This window comes from Mesorhizobium sp. A556 (genome assembly GCF_054489545.1).
This window is the reverse complement of the sequence record NZ_JBTMXA010000005.1, coordinates 306,411-330,383: the sequence shown is the minus strand read 5'-3', so window position 1 is coordinate 330,383 and position 23,973 is coordinate 306,411. Positions and strand designations below refer to the sequence as shown.

The 23,973-nt window shown below is 60.8% G+C and carries 22 protein-coding genes; 8 read left to right on the top strand and 14 right to left on the bottom strand.

Annotated features, from left to right (window positions below; all coding sequences use genetic code 11):
* Positions 1-180: 180 nt before the first annotated feature.
* The 4 genes from ACX3P0_RS13760 to mntR all read right to left on the bottom strand — a co-directional run bounded on the left by ACX3P0_RS13760 (position 181) and on the right by mntR (position 3,900).
* Positions 181-1,785: a TadE/TadG family type IV pilus assembly protein gene (locus ACX3P0_RS13760; protein ID WP_459089230.1), complete on the bottom strand. Its 1,605-nt coding sequence runs from the start codon at positions 1,783-1,785 to the stop codon at positions 181-183.
* 242 nt (positions 1,786-2,027) lie between these two features.
* The gene (ypfJ, locus tag ACX3P0_RS13755; protein ID WP_459089228.1) at positions 2,028-2,957 is read right to left on the bottom strand and encodes a KPN_02809 family neutral zinc metallopeptidase; all 930 of its coding nucleotides are present in this window, start codon (positions 2,955-2,957) and stop codon (positions 2,028-2,030) included.
* Positions 2,958-3,170: 213 nt separating this feature from the next.
* Positions 3,171-3,359 carry a hypothetical protein gene (locus ACX3P0_RS13750; RefSeq protein ID WP_459078188.1) on the bottom strand — a complete coding sequence of 63 codons (189 nt, stop codon included), beginning with the start codon at positions 3,357-3,359 and terminating at the stop codon, positions 3,171-3,173.
* Positions 3,360-3,447: 88 nt separating this feature from the next.
* Positions 3,448-3,900, bottom strand: a complete 453-nt coding sequence (mntR, locus tag ACX3P0_RS13745; protein WP_459078187.1) for a manganese-binding transcriptional regulator MntR — start codon at positions 3,898-3,900, stop codon at positions 3,448-3,450.
* A gap of 280 nt (positions 3,901-4,180) precedes the next feature.
* On the opposite strand from mntR, the gene ACX3P0_RS13740 reads away from it, so the two are divergent.
* Together ACX3P0_RS13740 and ACX3P0_RS13735 are read left to right on the top strand one after the other, a co-directional pair.
* Positions 4,181-5,548, top strand: coding sequence for an Nramp family divalent metal transporter (locus ACX3P0_RS13740; protein ID WP_459089226.1), 1,368 nt, complete (start codon positions 4,181-4,183; stop codon positions 5,546-5,548).
* 87 nt (positions 5,549-5,635) lie between these two features.
* Complete coding sequence (locus tag ACX3P0_RS13735; RefSeq protein ID WP_459089224.1) at positions 5,636-6,241, top strand: dihydrofolate reductase family protein; 606 nt, start codon at positions 5,636-5,638, stop codon at positions 6,239-6,241.
* 68 nt (positions 6,242-6,309) lie between these two features.
* Here ACX3P0_RS13735 and ACX3P0_RS13730 read toward each other — a convergent pair whose 3' ends face one another.
* A complete protein-coding gene (locus tag ACX3P0_RS13730) occupies positions 6,310-6,585 on the bottom strand; it encodes a hypothetical protein (protein ID WP_459078184.1) in 276 nt (91 codons plus the stop codon).
* 131 nt (positions 6,586-6,716) lie between these two features.
* On the opposite strand from ACX3P0_RS13730, the gene ACX3P0_RS13725 reads away from it, so the two are divergent.
* A complete protein-coding gene (locus ACX3P0_RS13725; RefSeq protein WP_459089222.1) occupies positions 6,717-7,310 on the top strand; it encodes a TetR/AcrR family transcriptional regulator in 594 nt (197 codons plus the stop codon).
* A 55-nt stretch (positions 7,311-7,365) separates the two neighbouring features.
* Here ACX3P0_RS13725 and ACX3P0_RS13720 read toward each other — a convergent pair whose 3' ends face one another.
* Positions 7,366-8,544, bottom strand: coding sequence for an MFS transporter (locus tag ACX3P0_RS13720; protein WP_459089220.1), 1,179 nt, complete (start codon positions 8,542-8,544; stop codon positions 7,366-7,368).
* A 786-nt stretch (positions 8,545-9,330) separates the two neighbouring features.
* Here ACX3P0_RS13720 and ACX3P0_RS13715 point away from each other — a divergent pair.
* Positions 9,331-9,678, top strand: coding sequence for an ArsR/SmtB family transcription factor (locus ACX3P0_RS13715; RefSeq protein ID WP_459089218.1), 348 nt, complete (start codon positions 9,331-9,333; stop codon positions 9,676-9,678).
* Positions 9,679-9,890: 212 nt separating this feature from the next.
* A complete protein-coding gene (carB, locus tag ACX3P0_RS13710; RefSeq protein WP_459089216.1) occupies positions 9,891-13,400 on the top strand; it encodes a carbamoyl-phosphate synthase large subunit in 3,510 nt (1,169 codons plus the stop codon).
* Positions 13,401-13,630: 230 nt separating this feature from the next.
* Here the strand turns inward: carB and ACX3P0_RS13705 are convergent, their stop codons facing one another.
* Both ACX3P0_RS13705 and ACX3P0_RS13700 read right to left on the bottom strand, forming a co-directional pair.
* On the bottom strand, positions 13,631-15,112 hold the full coding sequence (locus tag ACX3P0_RS13705) for an AIPR family protein (protein ID WP_459089214.1): 1,482 nt from the start codon (positions 15,110-15,112) through the stop codon (positions 13,631-13,633).
* A gap of 904 nt (positions 15,113-16,016) precedes the next feature.
* Entirely contained in the window at positions 16,017-16,739 is a 723-nt protein-coding gene (locus tag ACX3P0_RS13700) for a transglycosylase SLT domain-containing protein (RefSeq protein WP_459089212.1), read from the bottom strand.
* A 171-nt stretch (positions 16,740-16,910) separates the two neighbouring features.
* Here ACX3P0_RS13700 and ACX3P0_RS13695 point away from each other — a divergent pair, with 171 nt between their 5' ends.
* Positions 16,911-17,486: a methylated-DNA--[protein]-cysteine S-methyltransferase gene (locus ACX3P0_RS13695; protein WP_459089210.1), complete on the top strand. Its 576-nt coding sequence runs from the start codon at positions 16,911-16,913 to the stop codon at positions 17,484-17,486.
* Between the two features lie 39 nt (positions 17,487-17,525).
* Here ACX3P0_RS13695 and ACX3P0_RS13690 read toward each other — a convergent pair whose 3' ends face one another.
* On the bottom strand, positions 17,526-17,849 hold the full coding sequence (locus tag ACX3P0_RS13690) for a hypothetical protein (RefSeq protein WP_459089208.1): 324 nt from the start codon (positions 17,847-17,849) through the stop codon (positions 17,526-17,528).
* A gap of 286 nt (positions 17,850-18,135) precedes the next feature.
* On the opposite strand from ACX3P0_RS13690, the gene ACX3P0_RS13685 reads away from it, so the two are divergent.
* Positions 18,136-18,348, top strand: a complete 213-nt coding sequence (locus ACX3P0_RS13685) for a cold-shock protein (protein WP_112396569.1) — start codon at positions 18,136-18,138, stop codon at positions 18,346-18,348.
* 246 nt (positions 18,349-18,594) lie between these two features.
* On the opposite strand, the gene ACX3P0_RS13680 is transcribed toward ACX3P0_RS13685, so the two are convergent.
* The 3 genes from ACX3P0_RS13680 to ACX3P0_RS13670 all read right to left on the bottom strand — a co-directional run bounded on the left by ACX3P0_RS13680 (position 18,595) and on the right by ACX3P0_RS13670 (position 21,053).
* Entirely contained in the window at positions 18,595-19,209 is a 615-nt protein-coding gene (locus ACX3P0_RS13680; protein ID WP_459089206.1) for a glutathione S-transferase family protein, read from the bottom strand.
* A gap of 75 nt (positions 19,210-19,284) precedes the next feature.
* On the bottom strand, positions 19,285-20,157 hold the full coding sequence (locus ACX3P0_RS13675) for an EAL domain-containing protein (protein ID WP_459089204.1): 873 nt from the start codon (positions 20,155-20,157) through the stop codon (positions 19,285-19,287).
* A complete protein-coding gene (locus tag ACX3P0_RS13670) occupies positions 20,154-21,053 on the bottom strand; it encodes an EAL domain-containing protein (protein WP_459089202.1) in 900 nt (299 codons plus the stop codon). The genes ACX3P0_RS13675 and ACX3P0_RS13670 overlap by 4 nt, the downstream gene beginning before the upstream one ends.
* 199 nt (positions 21,054-21,252) lie before the next feature.
* Between ACX3P0_RS13670 and ACX3P0_RS13665 the strand changes: the two genes are divergently transcribed.
* Entirely contained in the window at positions 21,253-22,455 is a 1,203-nt protein-coding gene (locus ACX3P0_RS13665) for a pyridoxal phosphate-dependent aminotransferase (protein WP_459089200.1), read from the top strand.
* Between the two features lie 100 nt (positions 22,456-22,555).
* Here the strand turns inward: ACX3P0_RS13665 and ACX3P0_RS13660 are convergent, their stop codons facing one another.
* Complete coding sequence (locus ACX3P0_RS13660; protein ID WP_459089198.1) at positions 22,556-23,425, bottom strand: dienelactone hydrolase family protein; 870 nt, start codon at positions 23,423-23,425, stop codon at positions 22,556-22,558.
* Between the two features lie 21 nt (positions 23,426-23,446).
* Positions 23,447-23,845 carry a (R)-mandelonitrile lyase gene (locus ACX3P0_RS13655; protein WP_459089196.1) on the bottom strand — a complete coding sequence of 133 codons (399 nt, stop codon included), beginning with the start codon at positions 23,843-23,845 and terminating at the stop codon, positions 23,447-23,449.
* Positions 23,846-23,973 lie beyond the last annotated feature (128 nt).

The following is a 23,973-nucleotide window of genomic DNA, read 5'->3' as shown; positions in this document are numbered from 1 at the left end:
ACAATGTGGACCGCTCGACGGAAGCTAATGTAGGTCGCCCGAAAGCGGGAACCCGTTTCGGGGCGACGACATGCATCAAGACAAGGGCTTGAAGCGCGCCGCATGAATCCATTCAGGTGCGACGCGCTGCAGGACCAATCGACATTCAGCGATCGGAGGGGCAGCGATCGGAGTGCGGCGTCACGATGAAATGCGCACCGTCGCGATGCGATCCTTGATCTTCTCGAACGCCGTATCGAGTTGCGAGCGCGACGGCACGTCGAAGTAATTTTCCGGCTTGCTGGCGCATTCCAGCAGCATGGTGCCGGTGGCAACGTCCGGTTCCTCCAGCCGGATCGTATAGACTTCCATCCCCTGCGCCTTGGCATTCGTGCAGGCGGCCTGCGTCTTGTCGTTCATACTCTTGTTGATCGAGTAGCTGCCCCCGGCATCGATGCGCCCATCGGCAAGATAGCCGAAGCTGGAATAGGTCGAGTTCAGATCGGTGCTGGACGTGGTGAAGGTGTTGCTGCCATCGGTCAGCACGATCAGGATTTTTTCAACATGGCCCTTTTTCGGGTCCAGGCCCTGCGCGAACGGCTCGCCCGGCGAAAGCACCCGCATGCCCCAGGCCACGCCTTCCATGATGTTGGTGTTGCCTTCCGCCGCAAAGGAATTCACCCGCGATTTCAGCATCGCATAATCGTTGGACAGCGGCACGATGGGCTGGCTCACGCAGCCGAAACCGGGGCCGGTTTCGCCGTAGCCCGACATATGGCGCGTGTTGATCTGGATCGGCGTCGGGTGCCCGCCGCCCAGTGCCGGAAGCCACCCATCCAGCCGCGGCGCCCCGGTCGTGACGTTGGAAGTCACACCGTATTTCGCCCAGCGCGCCCGCTTTTGCGCAACCGAATTGTCGCGAACCTTGGCCGGAGAACTGATATAGCTGTTGAGGTAGCCCCAACTGTCGGGCTCATCGATGGCGAAAGCCGGCACGAACAGGCTTTCCGGCTTGTTCGGATCGGCTGCGGCGTCTGAAACGTCATAGCCCTGGCCGCCCGCTTCACGCGTTTCGACGCAGCCGGACCATTTCCGGGCGAGATTCTTGTAAAGCTGGAAGCGGCTGGCGCCCACCGAAAGTTCGGATTGGCTGATGGGGTTGGCGCCCTTGAGGTCAAGCCACGCCGCGCCGGTGCTCTGGACCTGCTTGCCGTCCGTGTCGAAGGAAGGGCCTAACCCAGGCCCGACATTGACGAAGGACGAAAACGGGACGAGCGCGAATTTGAGCTTGTCCTTGTCCTGCACCTGGCTGGACATATCGTCGATCAGCCCGGTCACAGCATCCTTCATCGCAGTCAGCTTGCCGCCGGCCATCGATCCGGTGGTGTCGAGAACCAGCCCGACCTCGTAGGTGGAATAGGCAATATCGGCCGAAGAAGCCGCAGCGACCGTCCAGCCGTCATAGCCGAGCAAATGGCCGAAGGCGATATCGGCCTTGGTCCGGCCGTCCACGCTGAAAGAGGTTCCGACATGCGTTACTTTAAGATCGCTGACTTCGCCCGCAAAATTTTGCGCCACGAAAAGCTCGGCGATCTCGCGGGCACGGGCATCGCTGACGTCCTTGCCTTCACGCGCAACCGCCAGCACCGCGGCGTCCAGCGTATTCTGCAAATTGGAGCGCGTGCGCAAGATGGTCGAATAATCGACCGACATGCCGACCGTCATCAACAACGGGACGGCGAGGAAGGCGGTAATGAGCGCGAAATTTCCACGCTGGTCCCGCAGAAAGTCGGTCGACATAGGCATAATAGCTACCCCCGCAGCAATTTATCCAACGAGGCTAGCAGTTATTTATTTCAACATCGCTCAACGACGTTACGGGATTTTATCGATCCCATTAACGATCCGACTGCCGCGCCGCCGGGGTTAACCTCGCCGGCCCGATGCTCTACAGCGCGTCGCACCTGAATTCATGCGGTGCGCTTCACGCCCTTGGTTTGATGCATGTCGTTGTGCCGAAACCGGTTCCCACTTTCGGGCGACATGCATCAGATCGGGTTGTTGAACGTGTCACAGTCAGACAGCTTGCCGCTCTTGAAGCCGGCGGAAAACCATTTCTGGCGTTGCGCCGAGGTGCCGTGGTTGAAGCTTTCCGGCACGACATAGCCTTGCGTCTTCTTTTGCAGCGTGTCGTCGCCGATCTGCTGGGCGGCGTTCAGCGCCTCCTCGATATCGCCCTGCTCCAAAATGCCCTTCTGCGCGGTGAAGTGGCCCCACACGCCGGCAAAGCAGTCAGCCTGCAATTCCACCTGCATCGACATGTGGTTGGCTTCGGCCTCGCTCATGCCCTGCCGCATCTGGTTGAACTTGGGCAGGATGCCGGTGAGGTTCTGCACATGGTGGCCGACTTCATGCGCGACGACATAGGCTTGCGCGAAATCGCCGGACGCGCCGAACTGCTGCGCCAGTTGCTGGAAGAAGGCGGTGTCGAGATAGACCTTGTGATCGCCGGGGCAGTAGAATGGTCCCGAGGCCGACGAGGCGAAGCCGCATGCCGACTTGATCTGCCCCGAAAACATCACCAACTTGGGGTCTTCATAGGTCAGGCCATTAGCCTTGAAAATGCCGGTCCATACGTCTTCGGTCTCGGCCAGCACGGTCGCCACGAACTGCTTCATCTCGTCATTGTTTGCCGGTGCGCCCGTATCGTCCGCGCTCTGCTGCGTAGTCTGGCCGCCATTGTCGCCAGGCGTGCCGCCGCCGAGCAGCATCGACGGATCGATGCCGATCGCCTTCAAGATAAAATACAAAACGACCAGGATGACGATACCCTTGAGGCCGCCGCCGCCCATGAGCCCGCCGATGGGAATGCGGAACTGGCCGCGTCCGCCGCGTCCGAAGCCGCCCGGCAGCCCGCCGCCGCTCTGGCCGCGCTGGTCCTCGATATTGTCACTCTGACGACGACCCTTCCAGAGCATGGCAATTCCTCTTATGCGCTTCGCAGCCGACCGTCCCGCATGGTGCGGCAGTCCAACTCACCAACGATTATCTGAAGGCCGTGACCGAGTCACAGCATTTTTCGTCCTGAACATGACCAAGCGTCGTTATCCGGAACCGAAAACGGGCAGCCGCCATCGCCGTGACAGCCGCCCGGATTGGCAAAGCCCGGCTTTCCGTGCGGAAAAACGGGATCAATCTTTTTGCTTGGTGCCGGCGCTCTTGCCGTCAGAACTCTTGGAACGCTCCTCGAAGCGCTTTTCGCCCTTTTTCAGCGGCTTGCCGGTTGCCGCCTCGGTCTTGCGTTCGTTCTTGGCTGCCGCATCCATCAATCCCTTGGATGACGCCTTGCCTTTTGCGGTCGGTGCCTGTTGGACGCCCATGTCGGTTCTCCACCTGCCCGCGCCAGCCGCGGACGTGGACCATCAACGCCGCGCATCGTCGTCCGTTCCATGGAAGGCCCGCATCCACTCAGTTTGCCGCCATGGCCTTTCGAAACGCTGCTAGCGTCTCGGCGCTGACGTGATGCTCGATTCCCTCGGCGTCGATGCGCGCCGTCTCCGCGCTAACCCCGATGGAACGCAGGAACGCCTCGACGGTCTGGTGCCGGATGCGGCTTTCCTCGGCCATCTTGCGCCCGGCTTCGGTCAGGAAGACGCCGCGATACGGCTTTCGCGAAACCAGCCCCTCGGCGCAAAGCCGCGTCAGCATCTTTGCCACCGTCGGCTGCGCGACGCCAAGACGCGCCGCGATATCCACCTGGCGCGCCTCGTTGCCGTCCTCGATCAGGTCGGCGATCAGTTCGACATAATCCTCGACCAGCGCGCTACGCTGCGCCTCGCGGGTCTGGCGGAAACCTTCGGAATGAACCTCGGCATCCGGCAGCGGTTCGCCACGGAAAATCGGTCGGCTCTTCTGTGCCATTGTGCCTCTCCGGTCAGGGTTCGAATGATCGGCGTGCCGGAATGGGTGCAGCAATCCTATGCGCTGCTGGAATTGCAACGGCGCATAACATTTATAGCACGGGCTTCGATTTTTCGAGACTGTTTATTGGCCATCCCCGTTTTGGGTGTCCCACCGGGCCTACGCCGCACCCGCCCAACCCGCTCTCTCAAAGCACACACAATGAAATATAGCCTATTGCATAATGTTGAGCCTTTGCATAAATAGGCGACAACACAACAGCCATTCCTGCAGGAATCCCATGTCCGACGCCGAACTCACCGCACGACAGCGCTCCGACTGGCATTTCTTCCGCCGCCAGGAAGGCGAGATGCCGAGCCTGTCCGAAGTCAACGCCACCGTGGCCGTACCCGGCACGGGCAGTTGGATGCGCCGCCTGTTCGCCTTCATGGGTCCCGGCTACATGGTTTCGGTCGGCTATATGGACCCCGGCAACTGGGCGACCGACCTCGCCGGCGGCGCGCAGTTCGGCTACACGCTCCTGTTCGTCGTCATGCTGTCGAACCTGATGGCGATCCTCCTGCAGGCGCTGGCAGCCCGGCTCGGCATCGCCACCGGCCGCGATCTCGCCCAGGCCTGCCGCGCCTACTATCCCAAGCCCGTCGCCTATGTGCTGTGGGTCGCCTGCGAACTCGCCATCATCGCCTGCGACCTGGCGGAAGTCATCGGCACGGCCATCGCCTTGCAACTCCTGTTCGGTATTCCGCTCATCGGCGGCGCCCTGCTCACCGCGCTCGACGCCTTCCTGGTTCTGCTCTTGATGAACAAGGGCTTCCGCTACCTCGAGGCCTTCGTCGTGGCGCTGCTCGTCATCATCTTCGGCTGTTTCGCGGTGCAGATCTTCGTTGCCGCGCCCCCGGTCGGCTCGATCCTGCATTCGATGTTCGTGCCTTCGACCGAAATCGCCACCAACCCGGCCATGCTCTACATCGCCATCGGCATCATCGGCGCGACCGTGATGCCGCATAACCTCTATCTGCATTCCTCGATCGTGCAGACCCGCGCCTATGAGCGCACCGACCACGGCAAGCGCGACGCCATCAAATGGGCGACGCTGGACTCCACCATCGCCCTGATGCTGGCGCTGTTCGTCAACGCCTCGATCCTGATCGTCTCGGCCGTCGCCTTCCACGGCACCGGCCACGAGGACGTCGCCGAAATCGGCCAGGCGTTCCAGTTGCTGTCGCCGCTGCTCGGCCTCGGCATCGCCTCCATCCTGTTCGCCGTAGCCCTGCTCGCCTCCGGCCTCAACTCGACGGTAACGGCAACGCTTGCCGGCCAGATCGTCATGGAAGGTTTTCTGCGGCTGCGCATTCCGCGATGGGCGCGCCGCCTCTTGACGCGCGGCCTCGCCATCATCCCGGTCGTCGTCGTCACCGCGCTCTATGGCGAAAAGGGAACCGCCGAACTGCTGATCTTCAGCCAGGTCATCCTTTCGATGCAGCTTCCCTTCGCGGTCGTCCCGCTGGTGATGTTCGTCTCGGACAAGGAAAAGATGGGCAACTTCGCCATTCCGCGCGGTGTGGCGTGGCTGGCATGGCTCGTCACCGCCATCATCCTCGCCCTCAATTTCAAGCTGCTCTACGATACCGTCGTCGGCTTCGGCTGATCGCTTGCTCGCGTTATTCTGAACGGAATGTCGGCTGCGCGTAGTCTGGCGCGTCCTTGGGGCATAACCCCACACGGAGGACAGACCATGCGCAAGATCAAAGCTTCCACATTCGTCAGCCTCGACGGCGTCATGCAGGCGCCCGGCGGGCCGGTGGAAGATCCGTCCGGCGGCTTCAGCTTCGGCGGCTGGGTCGTGCCCTACGCGGACGATACCACCGGCGCCTTCATCATGGAGGTTCTTTCCGCCCCCTACGACCTGCTGCTCGGTCGCAAGACCTATGACATTTTTGCCGGCCACTGGCCCGACATCAAGGATCACCCGATCGCCGATCCGTTCAACGCCGCGACCAAATATGTGGCGACCTCCTCACCCGAAACGCTTGCATGGCAAAACAGCGTGCCGCTAGGCCCCGATATTGTCCCGGCGCTGCGCGACCTTAAAAAACAGGATGGACCTGACCTTTTGATCCAGGGATCGGGCCAGCTTGCGCGCGCCCTGTTTGCCGCAGACCTGATCGACCAGTTTTCCTTGCTGATCTTTCCCGTACTGCTGGGCAAGGGCAAACGCCTGTTCGACGACGGAGCGATGCCGGCTTCCTTCCGGCAGACACGTTCGCAGACCTCTGACACCGGGGTCATCATGGCGACCTATGTGCGAGGGGGCGAAGTCAAGACCGGCTCGTTCGTCTAGGACCAATCGATCGGGCCGCACGATTTGGAAATGGAACCGACCCGGTCTCGACCCGCCCCCCGCTTGGCCTAGTTTCCGACCCAATGGGCTTCCTTGGAGCAGGCTTCCTGCGCCTTGGGATGGCTCTTTTCCCAAGTGGTGATCGAACGCGTCTCGTTCGAAGACATCTTGTTGTTCATGCAGGCACAATAGGTGGCGATGGTCGCGTCGGACTGGTTCTGGTCGCTATTGTCTGAAACGCAGCGACTGATCCAGGCCGCATCGTCGCTATTGGCCCAGGCGGCCGGAACACTGGCAAAGCACAGCAATGTTGCCGCCATTGTTGTCGCTGCAAGTATTTTCATGGGAATGTCCTCTACAGGGTTGATCGCAAGTCCGGTCACGTTTCAAACAACGGATCATGCCGCCCGCGATAAAGAACCTTCTCATATTACACACATCTGTGCAATATGTATAAATTCGAAAGTGGTGAAATATGGCGCCAAACGACGACCTCGCCGAACGGATAATCCAGGCATTTCTCGATGTCGGCTACGAGCAGGCAACGATGAGCGGCCTTGCGCGCGCTTGCGGCTTCACCCGGCGCGCGCTCTATCACCATTTTTCCAACAAGGAGGAAGCCTTCCGCCACACGCTTCGCGTCGGCAACGAGCGGGCGATCGGCAAGGGCATGGCCGCCGGGCGCATCGTGCTGGAGCGCGGCGGCAGCGCCGTCGAAGTTCTAAGCGTAATCATGGACGCCCGCTATGGCGACACCCGCCGCAGGCTGGCCGCCTCCCCGCATGCGCTGGAGATCAACGAACAGGCCTTCCGTCGCGGCGGCGACATCATGATGGAATGGGCCACCGCATTCCAGCGGCAACTGGCCGAAATCCTGGTCGAGTTGCAGGCCAGCGGCCTGCTGCGGCTGAAGCAACAGACGACGATCGAGGATCTGGCGCAAACGCTGGCGGACGGCGCACGCGGGGTCAACCAGGCGCGACCGCCGATTGCTCCCGAAAAGCTGCCGGAGCGCTACCGCCGCATGTGCGAAGCCATCCTCTACGGATGCGCCGACCCCCTGCCCTGAGGGCGCGATCGACGCTTGCACAAGGGGCGGGCATTGGCTGCCCGCCTCTTGGGTTCTATTCCGCAGCCACCGCCGCAACTCTTGTGGCGCGCACCTCAGCCAGCATGACGCCCAGCCCCGCCAGCGGAAACAACGCCGCCGCCACGCCAAGATCGACCGGCGCGCCGACTTGCAATACGAGGCCGCCGACGCCCGCGCCAAGGGCTACGCCGAAATAGAGCGCCGACCCGTTCAACGACAGCACGATCGGGGCCGCGTCCGGCGCGAGTTTGACGATGCGGCTTGCCTGCGCCGGCGGAAACGCCCAGCCGACGATGCCCCACGGCACCATCACGGCGATCAGCGCAGGACCGGCCATTTCATGCGGCAGCAGCGCCGGTATGGCCGAGGTCAAGGCCAGGAAGAAGGCGCTGAGCCCCAGCGACCAGGCCACCGTGCGCGTTGCCCCAAAACGATCCGCCGCCTGCCCGCCGGCGAAATTGCCGATCATCGCGCCGACGCCGAACGCCAGCAGCATGCCAGGCAGCGCGATCGGGTCCAGCCCCGCCCCTTCGATGGCCAGCGGCGCAATGTAGGAGAAAACGGCGAAAGCACCCGTCAACGCAAACAGCGTCGTCAAAAGGATCGGCCGCACGCCGGGAACCGTTGCTGCCGCCAACCGCCGCTTGAGCGGCAGGCGCGTGCCGGAGAGGCCGCGCGGCAGGCCGAACCACAGGATCGCGAAGACCAGCGCGCTCATGCCGGCGATGGCAAAGAACGTGCCGCGCCAGCCGGTGAAGGCCGCCAGCAGCGCGCCCAGCGGCGCGCCGACCGCCACCGCAACCGTGGTGCCGCCGACGACGACGGCAATCGCCCTTGCACGATGGTGCGGATCGACCAGCGCCACGGCCGTTGCCTGCGCGGTTGCCGCAAACAGGCCGGCCGCCAGCGCCATGACGATACGCGAGGCAAGCAGCAGTTCGAACGACGAACTGACCGCCGCCCCGATATTGCCGAGCACGAACAGCGCCAACGTCGTCAGGATGACGCGCCGCCGGTCCCAGTCGCCGGTAAGGGTGGTGAGGATGGGCGCGCCGATCGCATAAGCGAGCGCGAAGGCGGTGATGAGGACACCGGCCAGCGGAACCGAGATGTGGGCGTCCGCGGCAATGTCGGGAAGCAGGCTGGAAATGACGAAGCCTTCGGTCGAAATCGTAAACGCTCCGACCGCCAGCCAGATAAGTCGCTTGTCCATGGGAGTATCCTTAGTTCAAAGATATTTGAACAATTGGATATGAACCGGCGCCGATTCAATGCTGCCAGGGAAAAATAACAGACGCCTGCTGACAGCGCTGTGTCAGCACCGGGCCGGGCAGCGGCGGGCGCGTTCAAAACATGACAAAAAGCGGGGGTGTGTCTCAACTTTAATTTTCGACGGCGGACTTTTTGTAAGGTCCGCGCTGATCGGGTTTCGGTGCAATGGCGTCCATCTTCTCGCAAAGACCGTCCGTCGGCCACAAGATCGCTGACCTAGCGGCTAGAGCATGTCTCCCGAAAGTGAGACCCGGTTTCGGGGCATGCTGTAGCACCTTTGCGGCAGAGCCTTTGCCGTCGACAATCACGTCGACGGCGTCCTCCCGCATAATCCGGACGGATTGTCGATCACGCAGCGGCGCGATTCTGGCCCCTGGCTTCGTCGGATAAGCCGCGCCCCTGGCGCAGTAGCGAAACGAGTACAGTCCGCATTGCCGAATGCTCTTCGCTACCAATCTTCACTTCCCAATCCTGCTTCACTTTACGCGGGGGAAATTTGGCGCTCCGCAACGCAGCTCCGAACGCGTGCGGAGGGACACCAATGTCTTGAGCCATAGTTGCGACGGTTGTGTATTTTACTCTCATGAAATCTCCTATGCTTACACTATGTATATAGGAAGCCGGACCTGGTTAGCCAAACGGCGACGCGGTTTCAGATTTCAAACTGAGACACGACTGAAGAGCGCGTTCGTTTGAAAAACGCTCCAACTATGCTTAATTCGAAGGCATGTACCTGCCTCACCCTCCTGCCGATCAGATCGCGCTTGCCGGCGTGCTTGTCGCCCTGGGCGACCCGACACGGCTTGCGATCGTGCGCGAACTGGCGCGGCGCGAGACGCCGATGAACTGCTCGATGTTCCTCGACCTGACCTCGAAGACCAATCTCAGCTATCACCTCGCCAAGCTGCGCGAGGCCGGCATCACCAGGACCAAGGCGGTCGGCACCAGCAAGTTCACCACCTTGCGGCGCGAAGACCTCGAAAGCCGTTTTCCCGGCCTGCTCGACAGCGTGATTTCGGCCGCTTTCGGCGATGCGGCCCTGCCCTCGATCGACGACAGTTCGACCCCGCGCTGACAGTTCGCCGGCTTTACGCTGTGCGTTCGCGTTGAATAGGTGTCGTTCGGCGTTTTTGGGGGTTACACAACCGCGCGACTGTCCCTATAAGGCGGACTTAGCCTGACACCACAATCGTTGAGCGCAAGCCGGCCGGCCTCCGCGACGCGTAGCACGCGAAACGGAGAAATGCCCGTCCGGTTTTTGCGCGAACGCTGCCGAACGGATATTCCATGCCAAAACGCACTGACATCAAGTCGATCCTGATCATCGGGGCCGGCCCCATCGTCATTGGACAGGCCTGCGAGTTCGACTATTCCGGCACCCAGGCCTGCAAGGCGCTGCGCGAGGAAGGCTACCGCGTCATCCTGGTCAATTCCAACCCGGCCACCATCATGACCGACCCGGAACTGGCCGATGCCACCTATATCGAGCCGATCACGCCCGAAGTCGTGGCCAAGATCATCGCCCGCGAGCGCCCGGACGCGCTGCTTCCCACCATGGGCGGCCAGACCGCGCTCAACACCGCTTTGTCGCTGCGCCGCATGGGCGTGCTGGAACGCTACGGCGTCGAGATGATCGGCGCGGACGCGCACGCCATCGACAAGGCCGAGGACCGCTCGCTGTTTCGCGAGGCCATGGCCAAGATCGGCCTGGAAACGCCGAAATCGATGCTGGCCAACGCCTCCGCCGTCAAGGACGCCGACCGCAAGAAGCATGAGGCCGAGCGCGAGGCGCTCAAGGCCAAAAACCCCGCCGATCTGGATTCGGCCCTCGACGCGCTGGAAACAAGCTGGAACCTCGGCGAGGGCGACCGCAAGCAGCGCTATATCGGCCACGCCATGGGCATTGCCGCCCAGGCGCTGGATGCGGTCGGCCTGCCCGCCATCATCCGCCCCTCCTTCACCATGGGCGGCACCGGCGGCGGCATCGCCTACAACCGCGCCGAATTCTACGAGATCGTGCAGTCCGGCCTCGACGCCTCGCCGACCACCGAAGTCCTCATCGAGGAGAGCGTGCTCGGCTGGAAGGAGTACGAGATGGAGGTCGTGCGCGACAAGGCCGACAATTGCATCATCGTCTGCTCCATCGAAAACATCGACCCGATGGGCGTGCATACGGGCGATTCGATCACCGTCGCGCCTGCGCTGACGCTGACCGACAAGGAATACCAGATGATGCGCAACGCCTCGATCAAGGTGCTGCGCGAGATCGGCGTCGAGACCGGCGGCTCCAACGTGCAGTTCGCCGTCAACCCGGCAGACGGCCGTCTCGTCGTCATCGAGATGAACCCGCGCGTCTCGCGCTCCTCGGCCCTTGCCTCCAAGGCCACCGGCTTCCCCATCGCGAAAATCGCGGCCAAGCTGGCCGTCGGCTACACGCTGGACGAACTGGAAAACGATATTACCGGCGGCGCCACCCCGGCCTCGTTCGAACCATCCATCGATTATGTCGTCACGAAAATCCCGCGTTTCGCCTTCGAAAAATTCCCTGGTGCTGGAACCACGCTGACCACCGCGATGAAGTCGGTCGGCGAGGTCATGGCCATCGGCCGCACCTTCCAGGAAAGCCTGCAAAAGGCGCTGCGCGGACTGGAAACCGGCCTCAACGGCCTCGACGAGATCGAGATCCCCGGCATCGGTCCCGAGGGCGGCGACAAGTCCGACGACCGCAACGCCATCCGCGCGGCGCTCGGCACGCCGACGCCCGACCGGCTGCGCATGGTGGCGCAGGCGATCCGCATGGGCACGTCGCTGGAAGACGTGCACGCCATGTGCAAGATCGATCCGTGGTTCCTCGAACAGATCGACGGCATCCTCGCCATGGAAGCGCGCATCCGCGAGCACGGCATTCCCGCCGACGCCGCCAATCTGCGCATGGTCAAGGCCATGGGCTTCTCCGACGCCCGCCTCGCGTCCCTGACGAAGACCGAACCGCAAGCGATTCAAAAGGCAAGAAATAAGCTCGACGTTCATCCGGTCTACAAGCGCATCGACACCTGCGCTGCCGAGTTCGCCTCGCCCACCGCCTATATGTATTCGACCTACGAGACGCCATTCGCAGGCGCGCTGGCCGACGAGTCGCAAGTCTCGTCGCGGAAAAAGGTCGTCATCCTCGGCGGCGGGCCGAACCGCATCGGCCAGGGCATCGAGTTCGACTATTGCTGTTGCCACGCCTCCTTCGCGCTGCGCGAGGCCGGCTATGAATCGATCATGATCAACTGCAACCCGGAGACGGTCTCGACCGACTACGACACCTCCGACCGGCTCTATTTCGAATCGCTCACGGACGAGGACGTGCTGGAAATCCTGCGCGTCGAGCAGATGGCCGGCGAACTTGTCGGCGTCATCGTGCAGTTCGGCGGCCAGACCCCGCTGAAGCTTGCGGCAGCGCTCGAAGCCGCCGGTATCCCGATCCTCGGCACCTCGCCCGACATGATCGACCTTGCCGAAGACCGCGACCGCTTCCAAAAACTCCTGCACAAGCTCGGCCTCACCCAGCCCAAGAACGGCATCGCCTGGTCGGTCGAGCAGGCCCGCACCGTTGCCGGCGAACTCGGCTTCCCGCTGGTCGTGCGCCCATCCTACGTTCTCGGCGGCCGCGCCATGCAGATCATCCACCACGAGGCGATGCTGCAAACCTACCTGCTCGACACCGTGCCCGGCCTGGTGCCGGAAGACATCAAGCAAAAGTACCCCAACGACAAGACCGGCCAGATCAACACGCTGCTGGGCAAGAACCCGCTTCTGTTCGACACCTATCTGTCGGGCGCGATCGAGGTCGATGTCGACTGCCTGTGCGATGCGGCCCAGGGGGGCAAGGACACCTACATCGCCGGCATATTGGAGCATATCGAGGAGGCCGGCATCCATTCGGGCGACAGTGCCTGCTCGCTGCCGGTGCATTCGCTGCCCTCCGATCTCGTCGACGAACTGGAACGCCAGACGGCGGCCATGGCCCGCGCGCTCAATGTCGGCGGGCTGATGAACGTGCAGTTCGCCATCAAGGACGGCGTCGTCTACGTGCTGGAAGTGAACCCCCGCGCCTCGCGCACCGTGCCGTTCGTGGCCAAAACCATCGGCCGCCCCATTGCGAAGATCGCCGCGCGCATCATGGCCGGCGAAAGCCTGGACGAGGCCTTCGCCCATTACGGCTCAAAGCCCGACGCCCGCAATCCCGGCCACATCGCGGTCAAGGAAGCGGTGTTCCCCTTCGCCCGCTTCCCCGGCGTAGACATATTGCTCGGGCCGGAGATGAAATCGACCGGCGAGGTGATGGGCCTCGACCGCGATTTCGCCATGGCCTTCGCCAAGAGCCAGCTCGGCGCCAACATCGACCTGCCGCGCTCGGGCACGCTGTTCGTGTCGGTGCGCGACGAGGACAAGGCCGGCATATTGCCGGCGGTAAAACGCCTCGCCGATCAGGGCTTCAAGGTGCTAGCGACCTCGGGCACCGCCCGCTTCCTCAAGGAAAACGGCGTCGAGGCCGAAAAGATCAACAAGGTACTGGAAGGCCGCCCACACATCGAAGACGCCATCCGCAACCGCCAGGTGCAGATCGTGTTCAACACCACGGACGGCCAGGGAGCAGTGTCGGACTCCAAATCCCTCCGCCGCGCCACCCTGATGCAAAGGGTGCCGTACTACACGACGCTGTCGGGTGCGGCAGCAGTGGCTGAAGCGATTGCAGCGCTACGGGCGGGAAGTTTGGAAGTAAGGCCGCTGCAGGAATATTTCGCGTAAGAGGGCTAACGCCGCCCTTCCCTTCTCCCCTTGTGGGAGAAGGTGGCCGCGCCAAGCGTAGCGCAGGCGAGGTCGGATGAGGGGTGCTGGCCGGAGCGCCAACCTTTCATTCCTTCCAAGACCCCTCATCCGTCTCGCCGCTTCGCGCCGATCCACAAGAGAAAAGACAAAACCTGTGCCACGCTGATGCAAAAATCCCTACTACGATACCCCCACTCAATATCGCTGCACTAATTAGCAATCTCAACTTGCTTCGCAAAATCAGCAAAAGTCACCTGGTGAATCTGCTTAAGAGACTCGATAACGCCGACGAAATTCGGAACCGCTTTCTGAACAGTCTCGTTGGAAATACGATTCCTTGAGAAGGCCGGATCCAATTGGTTTGACAACGACAACATAAGATCAATGATTGGAGACCAATTTTTAGCGGCTCTCTCCGGAGAGATATTTGCTTTAAACTGAATATTCAGCCGGTTTGAGACGGGTCTACCCAGAATCGTTTCCATACATATCGCAATAACATCAACTAAAAGATACGACGCACCCTTTTTATTCAAGAATTTCAAGTGAGACTTCTCAGTTTGGGTCAGTCCCTCCTCATCTTTCCTTTGTTTTTGCGCCAAAACAAGACGACGGGAATTTATTTCTTCCAATAAAGAAAAACAAAAAACAATATGCCGAGCAGTAGTTCTGTCGGTAAAGACCCTCCTATAAATATTCTCGCTCGTCCAAATTTCAGATTTTTTGTCATAAGCTGTGACTGGATCGCCATGAAAAGCAGCTAAAGACTGACCTACCGTATACGAAGGAAGGGTATATTTACTCCTTCTAATAGCATCGCTAGCGCCACCTCTTCGACCCCCTTCGTATTCGGCATTTGGAACTTTAACAAATTCCTGACGTAACCTGTCCTGAATCTGATCAGTGCTCCTAAAATCCGCAGCCTGCAACTTGTTTTGAGAATTATTAAAGCGAACAACTTTTGAAATTATGCTTTCTTTCGAAGATTTAACAAATCTTATTGGAACCATAATATAACTCGACGGAGGAAAACCAAAACTACCAAGTGAACCAGTAGTTTGAGCACCATTCACAATTGAAATCCCCTTAATACTTAAAATTCTTCCCTTCAATGAGCGCCTTCCAAGTTGATAATCAACAACCAAGGCAGTTATTCCATTGTTGTAGACCCAGAAATTCTCCGGCTCGTCTATGGCAGAATTCTTGATGCCGTTATTTATATTCGAATCACTCGAGCGAGATCCCAAATAGCTGCGCAGATTTGCAGAAAATAAATCCGTTCCATATTCTTCAAAAAGCTTACTTAGCCAAGTAGCAGATACCGTCGTTACAACGGAACTCCAATCATTCGAAATTATTTCAACAGCATCCGGCACACGGGTTTCAAGATTATCGGTAACTATTACTGTCCGCTCAGCCTGAGTGTAAAATCGGCTAATCTGCTCTGTACCAATTTCCTCGGCAAATATATTAATTTCCGCTCCGTTTGTATAAGGTTTCAATGCAATTTTTGCGGCTTTTTCAACTGTTTTTAGCTCCTGCGCGACATTTTGGGAAGCAGGAAGATTATGAACGTACCAAATATAAATTTGCTTTATTTCGCCCGTACTTATCGCACTTCTAAATTCGTCGGCACGACCTTTAAGAGAATCCGGTAAATCTTCCAGATCTCGAGTAAGAAGCCAAGCCACCGCTGTATTTAGATCAGAAGCTTTGTTGGCAGGCGCTGCTGCTCTTGCCTTTGCTGAAACGTAGCATTGCGCAACCTTCTGCGGCGACAGATTGAATATCCTCTAGCCGAAACTTCAACTGTAATGCTAGAAGCCCAATTGCCTCCTCAGGAAGGCTTAGGTCGGCCTTCAATGTAGATAAAACCTGTTCCCAATCTGCTTTTGGACTCGCCAAAATCACCCCCCCCCCCCAACTTTTCATTTTTTGAATAGTGCATACTGCATGCGCCACTTATTAGGAGTCGATCCTCCCAATCTCAAGTGCATATTGCAAGAAGTGTTTGTGAGACGACACTGAATAAACGCGCTTCCTGCGAGACCCGAGCCAGGCGACGCATTTTGCGCCTTTATGAGTTTAGCATCTGATCCCCCCAAAAAATCTTTTCCACACCCTTTCCCCCTCGCCCATACTCCCCGCGTTCCTCCTGCCGGGAACGCCGGTCATGACGGTGGTTGCGCGGGGAGGAACCGGCTTCCGCCGTCGTGGCTAACGTGGCTGCGGGGACGGACCCGGAACGTTTGCATGGAGGGCGGCTTAATCAAGGCCGGCCTGCCTTTCGGGGCAAGGCCAGTCGAAATCAGCGGTCAGCGCTGGGCCGTCATCCGGAATGCCATCCTGTCTTTGCAGGCAGGATGGCGTTCCCGGCTACGGGCGATCCCGGCGAACGGTTCGGAGAAAAGGCCGGATGGGCGGTCGCGAGATCGCATTAAAATTTTAGACTGAGCGATCCCGCGACCGCCCGTCTTCCCGGACTTCTTGAAAACCTCGATTGGCAAAGCCAGGTCGGGAGGCAAATCCATGCGCGGGAGGTTGACGATGGCTCCAGGCAATGCGGCGCGGCGCGATAATCGCCCCTTGGGGGCATCAGGCTTGCGGCTCGACCTTGGCGCGGTGGCGCTTGCGGTCGACGCCGAGCCCGGTTTCCTCCAGCAGGCCCTTGCGCTTGGCGTCGTAATAATAGCCGCGCTGGTAAAGCCGGTCGGCGCGGTTCTCGTCGCCGTCGGCCACCAGCCACGCGCCGCGCAGATATTTCACGGCGTATTTCAAATTCGTCTCGGCGTCGAACAGCCCCGTTGCCGGCCCCAGATAGCCCATGCCCCTGGCGGTGGCGTGCTTGATCTGCATCAGCCCCCAATGGCCGCGATTATAGGCGCGCGGGTTGAACGTGCTCTCGCGCTTGACGACACGGCGCACAAGCGCTTCCGGCACCTCATAGATGGCGGCATATTTCGAGATCAGCCGGTCGATCGAATTCGCGCCCGCTTCCGCCGGGCTGGAAGGCGCCGCATAGCCGACAGCCTCGAAACCGGGCACGGCGGACGCCATGGTCACGGGCGCGGCAGCAACCTGCTCGCCGGACTGCAGCGGCGGCAGCAGGGCGGCGAGGTCGGCATTGCTGGCGGCTTGGGCGAAGGCGCTTTCAGGCAGCACGGCAACGGTTTCCGGCAGTGCCGGATAGCCGGCAGCGTCGCCCGCCAAGCTGGCGGTTTGCGTGAAACTCGCCTTGGGCGCGGTCGTGGTGCAGCCGCCAAGGCCGGCTGCGGCCACGATCAGGCCGATACAGGAAAGGGTTTTCGATGCAGGCAATGCGACGCCTTGGCGGTTCTTGTTTCGGACTGCTGTTGCGCACGTCCTTACACCAGCCCCTCTCGATGGGCAATCTTTGGCGCTTCCGTCGGTTTTCGGGTGGATAAACGGGCCGGCCGATGCGATATTGTTCCCGTTATGGTCCATTCGCCCGCGCAAAAGGAGCATGCCATGGAAACAAAAACCCCTGCCGGCGACGGCAACGCCGTTTTCGAAACCGTTCTCGGCTACATCGGGCTGGCGTGGAGCGGGCGCGGCGTCAACCGGCTGTTCCTCGCCGATAAAAGCCGCGAGGCGGTCGAGCGGCGCGTGCTGCGCCATGCCGGCGTGGCTCCGACCCCGGATCGGAACCGGCCGCAATGGATTGTCGAACTGATCGCCGCGATCAAGGCCTATGCATCCGGCGCGGAAGTGGATTTTACCGAGACACCGGTCGATCTTGCCGGCGTCGACGATTTCCGACTGGCAATTTACGACGCGGCGCGAAAACTCGGCTTTGGCGAAACCACCACCTATGGCGAATTGGCCAAGCGCGCCGGCCATGGCGGCCTGCCGCGCGAAACGGGCGCGGCCCTTGGCTCGAACCCGGTGCCGCTGATCATCCCGTGCCACCGCATTCTCGCCGCCGGCGGCAAGATCGGCGGCTTTTCGGCGCCGGGCGGCTCGGTCGCGAAGGAAAGGATGCTGACGCTGGAAGGCGTGCATGTCGGCCCGCCGCCGGCAGCCCAAACCGCTTTTGCGTTTTGAAGCCCAGCCGCTTTCGAAGCAATGTCGCCGATGCGAGCGTCAATCGTCCATCCACAGACGCCGTCGGCGCTCGAATTCCGGCCGCTTGCATTTGAAGACCTGACAGGATTGCCGGTCCGCGCTCGGCACATAGGCGCGGCTGCGCACCTCGCCCTGTTCGCAGAAACGGTCGGTGCTGACATAGCGGTCGTACAGCGGCAGGCCCGGCGTGTGGGGCGACTGATAGCGCAGGATGACCGCGCCCGCATTGGCGATTGTCGCCTGCACCTGGGCGCAACTCATGCGGGTCGGATCATGGCGCGAGATCGCCTGCGCGTCGGCGGCAACAAGACAAAGAGCAAGGGCAAGCAAAACGGTCTTCACGGTTGTCTCCACGGCATGGCCTCCTGCAACTGCTCGCAAGGCATCCCGAATGAGGAAACGCATGGAACGCCAAACGGTTTCGGCGCAAGGAGAATTACGCGCCGACTTCTTCAGGCTCTTGCATTTGACATCCATGGCCTTTATATGGGAGCTATTGATATTTCGGCCGATCGATCCGGGCCTCGCGATCTTCGCGTTTGCTGACGTCTATCTCCAAAATCTCGATACGAAACCGGCTGGGCCGAGGCCCCGTCAACACCATAGCAAATACGAAGGACTACCGATAATGGCAACTGGAACGGTAAAGTGGTTTAATTCCACCAAGGGTTTCGGCTTCATCCAGCCTGACAATGGCGGCGCGGACGTTTTCGTCCACATCTCCGCTGTCGAGCGCGCTGGCCTCTCCACCCTGGTCGAAGGCCAGAAAATCAACTTCGAGATCGAGCAGGACCGCCGCACTGGCAAGTCGTCCGCTGGATCTCTGAGCAAGGCAGCCTGATTTTGAAAACGGCGCGCGCCGGGCGATAGCTCGAAGCGCGCGGCAAGTCACGGATGTACTGGCGGTCGCGCGATAAGCGCGCCGGAGCATGAAGAACCCGACAAGCCGACGCAGCAGATTGCTGCCGGCCCGGTCAAAAAGCTCCCGGTCAGGCTACCGAAATGGGAAGGCGGGATTTATCCCGCCTTTTTATTTGCTTTTTTTCCGACCCGATCATGCCGGCCCGGCTGTGCGATTCAGGTGCTGTTAATTGGGCAGCCAGTCGATCGGGACATGGCCAGGATCGGCCTCGACCCGCTTCAGCCAGGATGCGACCGCCGGATAGGCGTCGATCTGGAAGCCGCCCTCTGCCGCGCTATGTGTGTAGGCGTAGAGCGCGATGTCGGCGACGCTGAGCGCGTCACCTGCAAAAAACCGGCTGCCGGCCAGATGCCGGTCCATAACGCCAAGCGCCTTGTTGCCGCGGTCCAGCGTCAGCGCCAGCCGTTCCGGCGTCGCGTCCCTGGCCCGTTCTGGAAAGGTAAGCAGCGCTTTACGCACGGCGATATACGGCTCATGGCTGTACTGCTCGAAAAACAGCCACTGATAGGCCATGGCGCGCTGGTATCGGTCAGCGGGCAGAAAACGGGTACCCTCGGCGAGATAGAGCAGGATCGCGTTGGATTCGGCGATCCGCCTGCCGTCGTCGAGTTCCAGCAGCGGCACCATGGCGTTCGGGTTCTTGGCGATGTAATCGGGCTTGCGAGTGTCGCCGGTGTGGGAACTCACTTCGATATTAGTGAACGGCAGGCCCAGTTTCGCCATCAAAAGCCGCGGCTTGTAGCAATTGCCGCTGTCGATCATTCCATAAAGCACGGTCATTGGCGTCACCATCGAGAAGGGTATGTACTGCGCTTCAAAAGCGCCCTGATCCAGTGACTTTTCTTGGTGCGACCATCATCGCCGCTGATGGATCGGCTGGAACGGCAGGATCTTGGCATCCAGGCCCAGCAGGGATTCGATGGCAACCGGCTTTTCGTCGAATATGGCGCCGGCCAGTGCTGGCCGGCCCAGATAGAAGCCCTGCAGCATGTCGACGCCGCCTGCCAGAGCCGTGCGCAGATGGTGGGCGTTTTCGATGCCTTCGACCAGAACCTTGATCCCACGATCGTGAAGGCCGGCCACCAGCGGCCGCAAAAGCCGCTCGGACACCTCGCTAAGGCACAGTTGGCCAAACCACGCGCCATCGAGCTTGACGATGTCCGGCTCGACGACGCTCATTCGCGCCATGGTCGAGTGCCCGGCGCCAAAATCGTCGACGGCGACGCGCATGCCGTTTCGCCGCATCTCGTGAACGAGCTTACCAAGCAGCCTGTCGTCGGGCGCGGCCTGTTCGGTGATCTCGCAGACAAGCATGCCCGGTTCGATCCCCAGATCGTCGAGATGCATGGCCATCAGGCGAATTTCGGCAAGCGCCCTGCCCGCATGGTCGTTGATCTGCGGGTTGTAGTTGAAAAACAGGTCCAGCCCGACGGCGTCGATATTGTGGTAGTTGCGCAGGTGCAGCGCCCGGCACATGGTTTCCGCGTAGAGACGATCAGGCGGGGCCAGTTCGCCGAAGAAGGTGGTCGGCGGGACGACCTTGCCGGCCAGATGAGGCTCGACCAGAGCCTCGACCGCCACCGGAACAAGAAGGTCGGCTCGCGGCGCGAAAATCGGCTGATAAGCGCTGCGCAGCCGGTATTTGCCAAGCACGCCGTATTCGATGCCGATCTCGTCGGCAAAAATCGCATCGCCGACATTTCTGCGCCGCTCGCGACCGCTCGTCATGATGGCGTTCTCCGGCCGAAGGCTCTGGCCTGCCCTGCCAGTCGGGGGCGCGGCGCAATGGGGGGCTGTCCCTGGTCCAGCGTGGCCGGGCTTTCCGCCGGCTTCTCTTGGCTGAATATATGGAAGTTGCTGGGTACGATCTGCGGCCGCGCCAGAACAAAACCCTGCACCATGGATGCACCGGATTTTTCGGCCAGTTCGAGCTGCCATCCCTCCTCGATACCTTCGAAAAGGGTCTCGATGCCCTGCTCCTCGAACTCCGAGACCATCGTGGCCAGAAGGGCGAAGCCGGCTCCCGACTCCATGAGCTGGGTTATCCAATGTGCATCGAACTTGACGATGTCAGGCTTGAGCTGCCGTATCCGGTTGATGTCGGAATCGTCGGCCCCGTAATCGTCGACGGCAATGCGAAAGCCGTTGGCCTTCAGCGCTGCGACGAAATCGAAAAGCGTTTCCTGCGAGGCGGACCGCTGCTCGGTGACCTCGCAGACGATGCGGCGCGGATCGATACTGGCCTCATGCAGAACCAGCCGCATCTCGCGCAACGCGTTGTCGGCTATCGTGCGATCGGTAAAAACGGACGGATCGAAATTGATGAAGACCGACGCTTCCTCCGGCAGGCAGGCGGCGGCGTTCAGCAGGTGCAGCGTGCGCGTCAACGCCTCGATATGCAGCCGGTCGGCAGCCGGGCAGGTGCTGAAGAATGCGGCCGGCGACTGCATCTGCCCGTCGCGGAACGGCCGTATCAAGCCCTCGAAGCCGGCCAGCGGCAGCTTGCCGTCCTTGAAGGCGAAGATCGGCTGGAACGCGGTTTTCAGCGTATAGATGCCCCAGACACCGGTGGATGTGCCGTCGTCCTGCCGAATGATGTGGGCAAGCCCGATGCTGCGCGGCAAGAATATCCGCTCCATGAACTGACGGAATGCTGCCTCAACTCTAACCCGCAATATTTTAGCGTATGTTAACGCGAAACCGGGCATTTTCCGGCGCGATTAGCCCCTTGCGAGCGGACAATGCTTGCACTCGCCCGCATCATGCGACAATAGATGCGCCGCAGCATGGAAGCTGCGAAGTTCACCATCGGAGACATCAGCCATGGCCTTTCTCGCCGACGCCCTTTCCCGCGTAAAGCCTTCCGCGACCATCGCGGTCACGCAAAAGGCGCGCGAGCTGAAAAACGCGGGCCGCGACGTGATCGGCCTGGGTGCCGGCGAGCCCGATTTCGATACGCCCGACAACATCAAGAACGCGGCCATCGAAGCGATCCGCCGCGGCGAGACCAAGTATCCGCCCGTCTCCGGCATCGCGCCGCTGCGCGAGGCGATTGCGAATAAATTCAAGCGCGAGAACAATCTCGACTACAAGCCCGAGCAGACTATCGTCGGCACCGGCGGCAAGCAGATCCTATTCAACGCCTTCATGGCGACGCTGAACCCCGGCGACGAGGTCATCATCCCCCGCCCCTACTGGGTCAGCTACCCTGAAATGGTGGCGATCTGCGGCGGCACCTCGGTCTTTGCCGAAACCTCCATCGACAACGGCTTCAAGCTGACGGCCGAGGCGCTGGAAAAGGCGATTACGCCAAAGACCAAGTGGCTGTTGATGAACTCGCCGTCCAACCCTTCGGGCGCGGCCTATACCGAGGCCGAGTTGCGCGCGCTGGCCGACGCTCTGCTCAAGCATCCGCATGTCTGGACGCTGACCGACGACATGTATGAGCACCTGACCTATGGCGATTTCGTCTTCAAGACCATCGCCGAGGTCGAGCCGAAACTCTACGAGCGCACCCTGACCATGAACGGCGTGTCGAAAGCCTATGCCATGACCGGCTGGCGCATCGGCTATGCCGCCGGGCCGGTCCAGCTCATCAAGGCGATGGACATGATCCAGGGCCAGCAGACATCGGGCGCCTGCACCATCGCGCAATGGGCTTCCGTTGAAGCGCTAAACGGGCCGCAGGATTTCGTGCACAAGAACAAGGCGATCTTCCAGGCGCGCCGCGATCTCGTCGTGTCGATGCTGAACCAGGCGCGCGGCATTTCCTGCCCTTCGCCAGAAGGCGCGTTCTATGTTTACCCGTCCTGCGCCGAACTGATCGGCAAGAAGACGCAAGCCGGCAAGGTCATCGACACGGACGAGGCGTTCGCCTCCGAACTGCTGGAAGCCGAAGGCGTGGCAGTGGTGTTCGGCGGGGCGTTCGGCCTCGGCCCCAACTTCCGCATCTCCTACGCCACATCGGAGGCGCTGCTGGAAGAAGCCTGCACCCGCATCCAGCGTTTCACGGCAAGCCTGAAGTAACGCCGGCAACGCAAAGAAAAGATTCGAAAAGCCCGGCTTCGCGCCGGGTTTTTTCTGCCAGATGAAGCGGCGCCGGAGCGCCTTCGACGGAAAGGATGACTTAGTCGCCGAGCGCCTCGTGTAAAAAGGCACGTACGTCGCTTATGGACTGCTCGGCGGCAGCGGCATTGTACTCCACCCGGTGCCCGTAAGCCTCGATGCCAGTCTTGAATTCCGGGGCATCAAATGCGTGACGTGCACCCTTGTAGACGTTAAGCTGCACGGAGCTTCCCTTGCCACTGCGCTGGGCCATCATCCCCTGGCATTTCTTGACCGTACTCCAGTCGTCAAGTTCACCGACAAGGATCAAGGTCGGGACTGACATGTCGCCACTCGCTACCGAACAATTCGGATAATAGGCAATCGCTGTCTTGAATTTATGCCCCATCAGCCGCTCGGCGCCACCAAATTGCACGGCCCCGAGCGTTGCAAACCCGCCAGCCGAGAACCCCAAAACCGCGACACGCGAAGGGTCGACAAAGCCGTATTTTGACAGGAAATCCAGAGCGCCGTAGGCATCGTATACGCGGTCAACAAGCAGGCCATGGCAGGTATCGTGAATGCCGCGCGTGCTGAAACTGTCGACAACGAGCACGACGTAGCCCCAGGAGGACAGTCGCTCGGGCCAGGTTTGCTTGTCATCCGAGAGGATACCCGCACACCCGTGGAGAAGTACGATCGCGGCAAACGGCCCGTTACCTTGAGGTCGCGTCAGATATCCCTGCAACGATGTACCGGGAACCGTCTTCAGTACCTCGCCGTTTTGTTGTGCAATGCGCTGCTGAAACGGAGTCGGTTTCACAGCCTCGCTTTCGAATTGCACTTGTTGGTCGGCGCTTGCATGCGCGATGCAGAGTTGGCTTGCGAGACCAAGGCAGGCTAGGCAAGCGATTTTCTTGAGCAGACGCAATAATGGCTTGGCATGTGCCATTTGCTTGTCACTCCTTCCGCCTCACGCCCCGCCATATTGTTCGTCGCTGACCTTCTCCAGCCAGTCGACCGGGCTGCCGTCCTGCGCTTCCTGCATGGCGATGTGCGTCATGGCCGTTGTCGGCGCGGCACCGTGCCAATGTTTTTCGCCCGGCGAAAACCAGACCGTATCGCCGGCCCTGATCTCGCGGATCGCTTCGCCCCAGACCTGCACAAGCCCTGCGCCCGCCGTCACATGAAGCGTCTGGCCAAGCGGATGCGTATGCCAGGCCGTACGCGCGCCCGGCTCGAAGCTGACGCAAGCGGCCCGCAGCCTTGCCGGCGCTTGCGCCTCGATGATCGGCTCGATCCTGACCCGGCCGGTAAAATAGCTGTCCGACGCGATGCTGCTCGCTACGCTGCCGACGGGAACGATCTTCATCTCGGGTTCTCCTGCAAATTCGCGTGCCCCTTTGTCTGCCGGTTGCAGTCGATAGTCACCTATTTTCCTTGCCCCGCTGTCAAACCCGTGTGACGATGCCGTGAAGGCAGGGAATGAAATCCCGCGAC

Bases quoted from the DNA above. Each gene is read 5' to 3' on its own strand.
- ACX3P0_RS13760 (WP_459089230.1), bottom strand. From the start codon at position 1,785: ATGCCTATGTCGACCGACTTTCTGCGGGACCAGCGTGGAAATTTCGCG.
- ypfJ (WP_459089228.1), bottom strand. From the start codon at position 2,957: ATGCTCTGGAAGGGTCGTCGTCAGAGTGACAATATCGAGGACCAGCGC.
- ACX3P0_RS13750 (WP_459078188.1), bottom strand. From the start codon at position 3,359: ATGGGCGTCCAACAGGCACCGACCGCAAAAGGCAAGGCGTCATCCAAG.
- mntR (WP_459078187.1), bottom strand. From the start codon at position 3,900: ATGGCACAGAAGAGCCGACCGATTTTCCGTGGCGAACCGCTGCCGGAT.
- ACX3P0_RS13740 (WP_459089226.1), top strand. From the start codon at position 4,181: ATGTCCGACGCCGAACTCACCGCACGACAGCGCTCCGACTGGCATTTC.
- ACX3P0_RS13735 (WP_459089224.1), top strand. From the start codon at position 5,636: ATGCGCAAGATCAAAGCTTCCACATTCGTCAGCCTCGACGGCGTCATG.
- ACX3P0_RS13730 (WP_459078184.1), bottom strand. From the start codon at position 6,585: ATGAAAATACTTGCAGCGACAACAATGGCGGCAACATTGCTGTGCTTT.
- ACX3P0_RS13725 (WP_459089222.1), top strand. From the start codon at position 6,717: ATGGCGCCAAACGACGACCTCGCCGAACGGATAATCCAGGCATTTCTC.
- ACX3P0_RS13720 (WP_459089220.1), bottom strand. From the start codon at position 8,544: ATGGACAAGCGACTTATCTGGCTGGCGGTCGGAGCGTTTACGATTTCG.
- ACX3P0_RS13715 (WP_459089218.1), top strand. From the start codon at position 9,331: ATGTACCTGCCTCACCCTCCTGCCGATCAGATCGCGCTTGCCGGCGTG.
- carB (WP_459089216.1), top strand. From the start codon at position 9,891: ATGCCAAAACGCACTGACATCAAGTCGATCCTGATCATCGGGGCCGGC.
- ACX3P0_RS13695 (WP_459089210.1), top strand. From the start codon at position 16,911: ATGGAAACAAAAACCCCTGCCGGCGACGGCAACGCCGTTTTCGAAACC.
- ACX3P0_RS13685 (WP_112396569.1), top strand. From the start codon at position 18,136: ATGGCAACTGGAACGGTAAAGTGGTTTAATTCCACCAAGGGTTTCGGC.
- ACX3P0_RS13680 (WP_459089206.1), bottom strand. From the start codon at position 19,209: ATGACCGTGCTTTATGGAATGATCGACAGCGGCAATTGCTACAAGCCG.
- ACX3P0_RS13675 (WP_459089204.1), bottom strand. From the start codon at position 20,157: ATGACGAGCGGTCGCGAGCGGCGCAGAAATGTCGGCGATGCGATTTTT.
- ACX3P0_RS13665 (WP_459089200.1), top strand. From the start codon at position 21,253: ATGGCCTTTCTCGCCGACGCCCTTTCCCGCGTAAAGCCTTCCGCGACC.
- ACX3P0_RS13660 (WP_459089198.1), bottom strand. From the start codon at position 23,425: ATGGCACATGCCAAGCCATTATTGCGTCTGCTCAAGAAAATCGCTTGC.
- ACX3P0_RS13655 (WP_459089196.1), bottom strand. From the start codon at position 23,845: ATGAAGATCGTTCCCGTCGGCAGCGTAGCGAGCAGCATCGCGTCGGAC.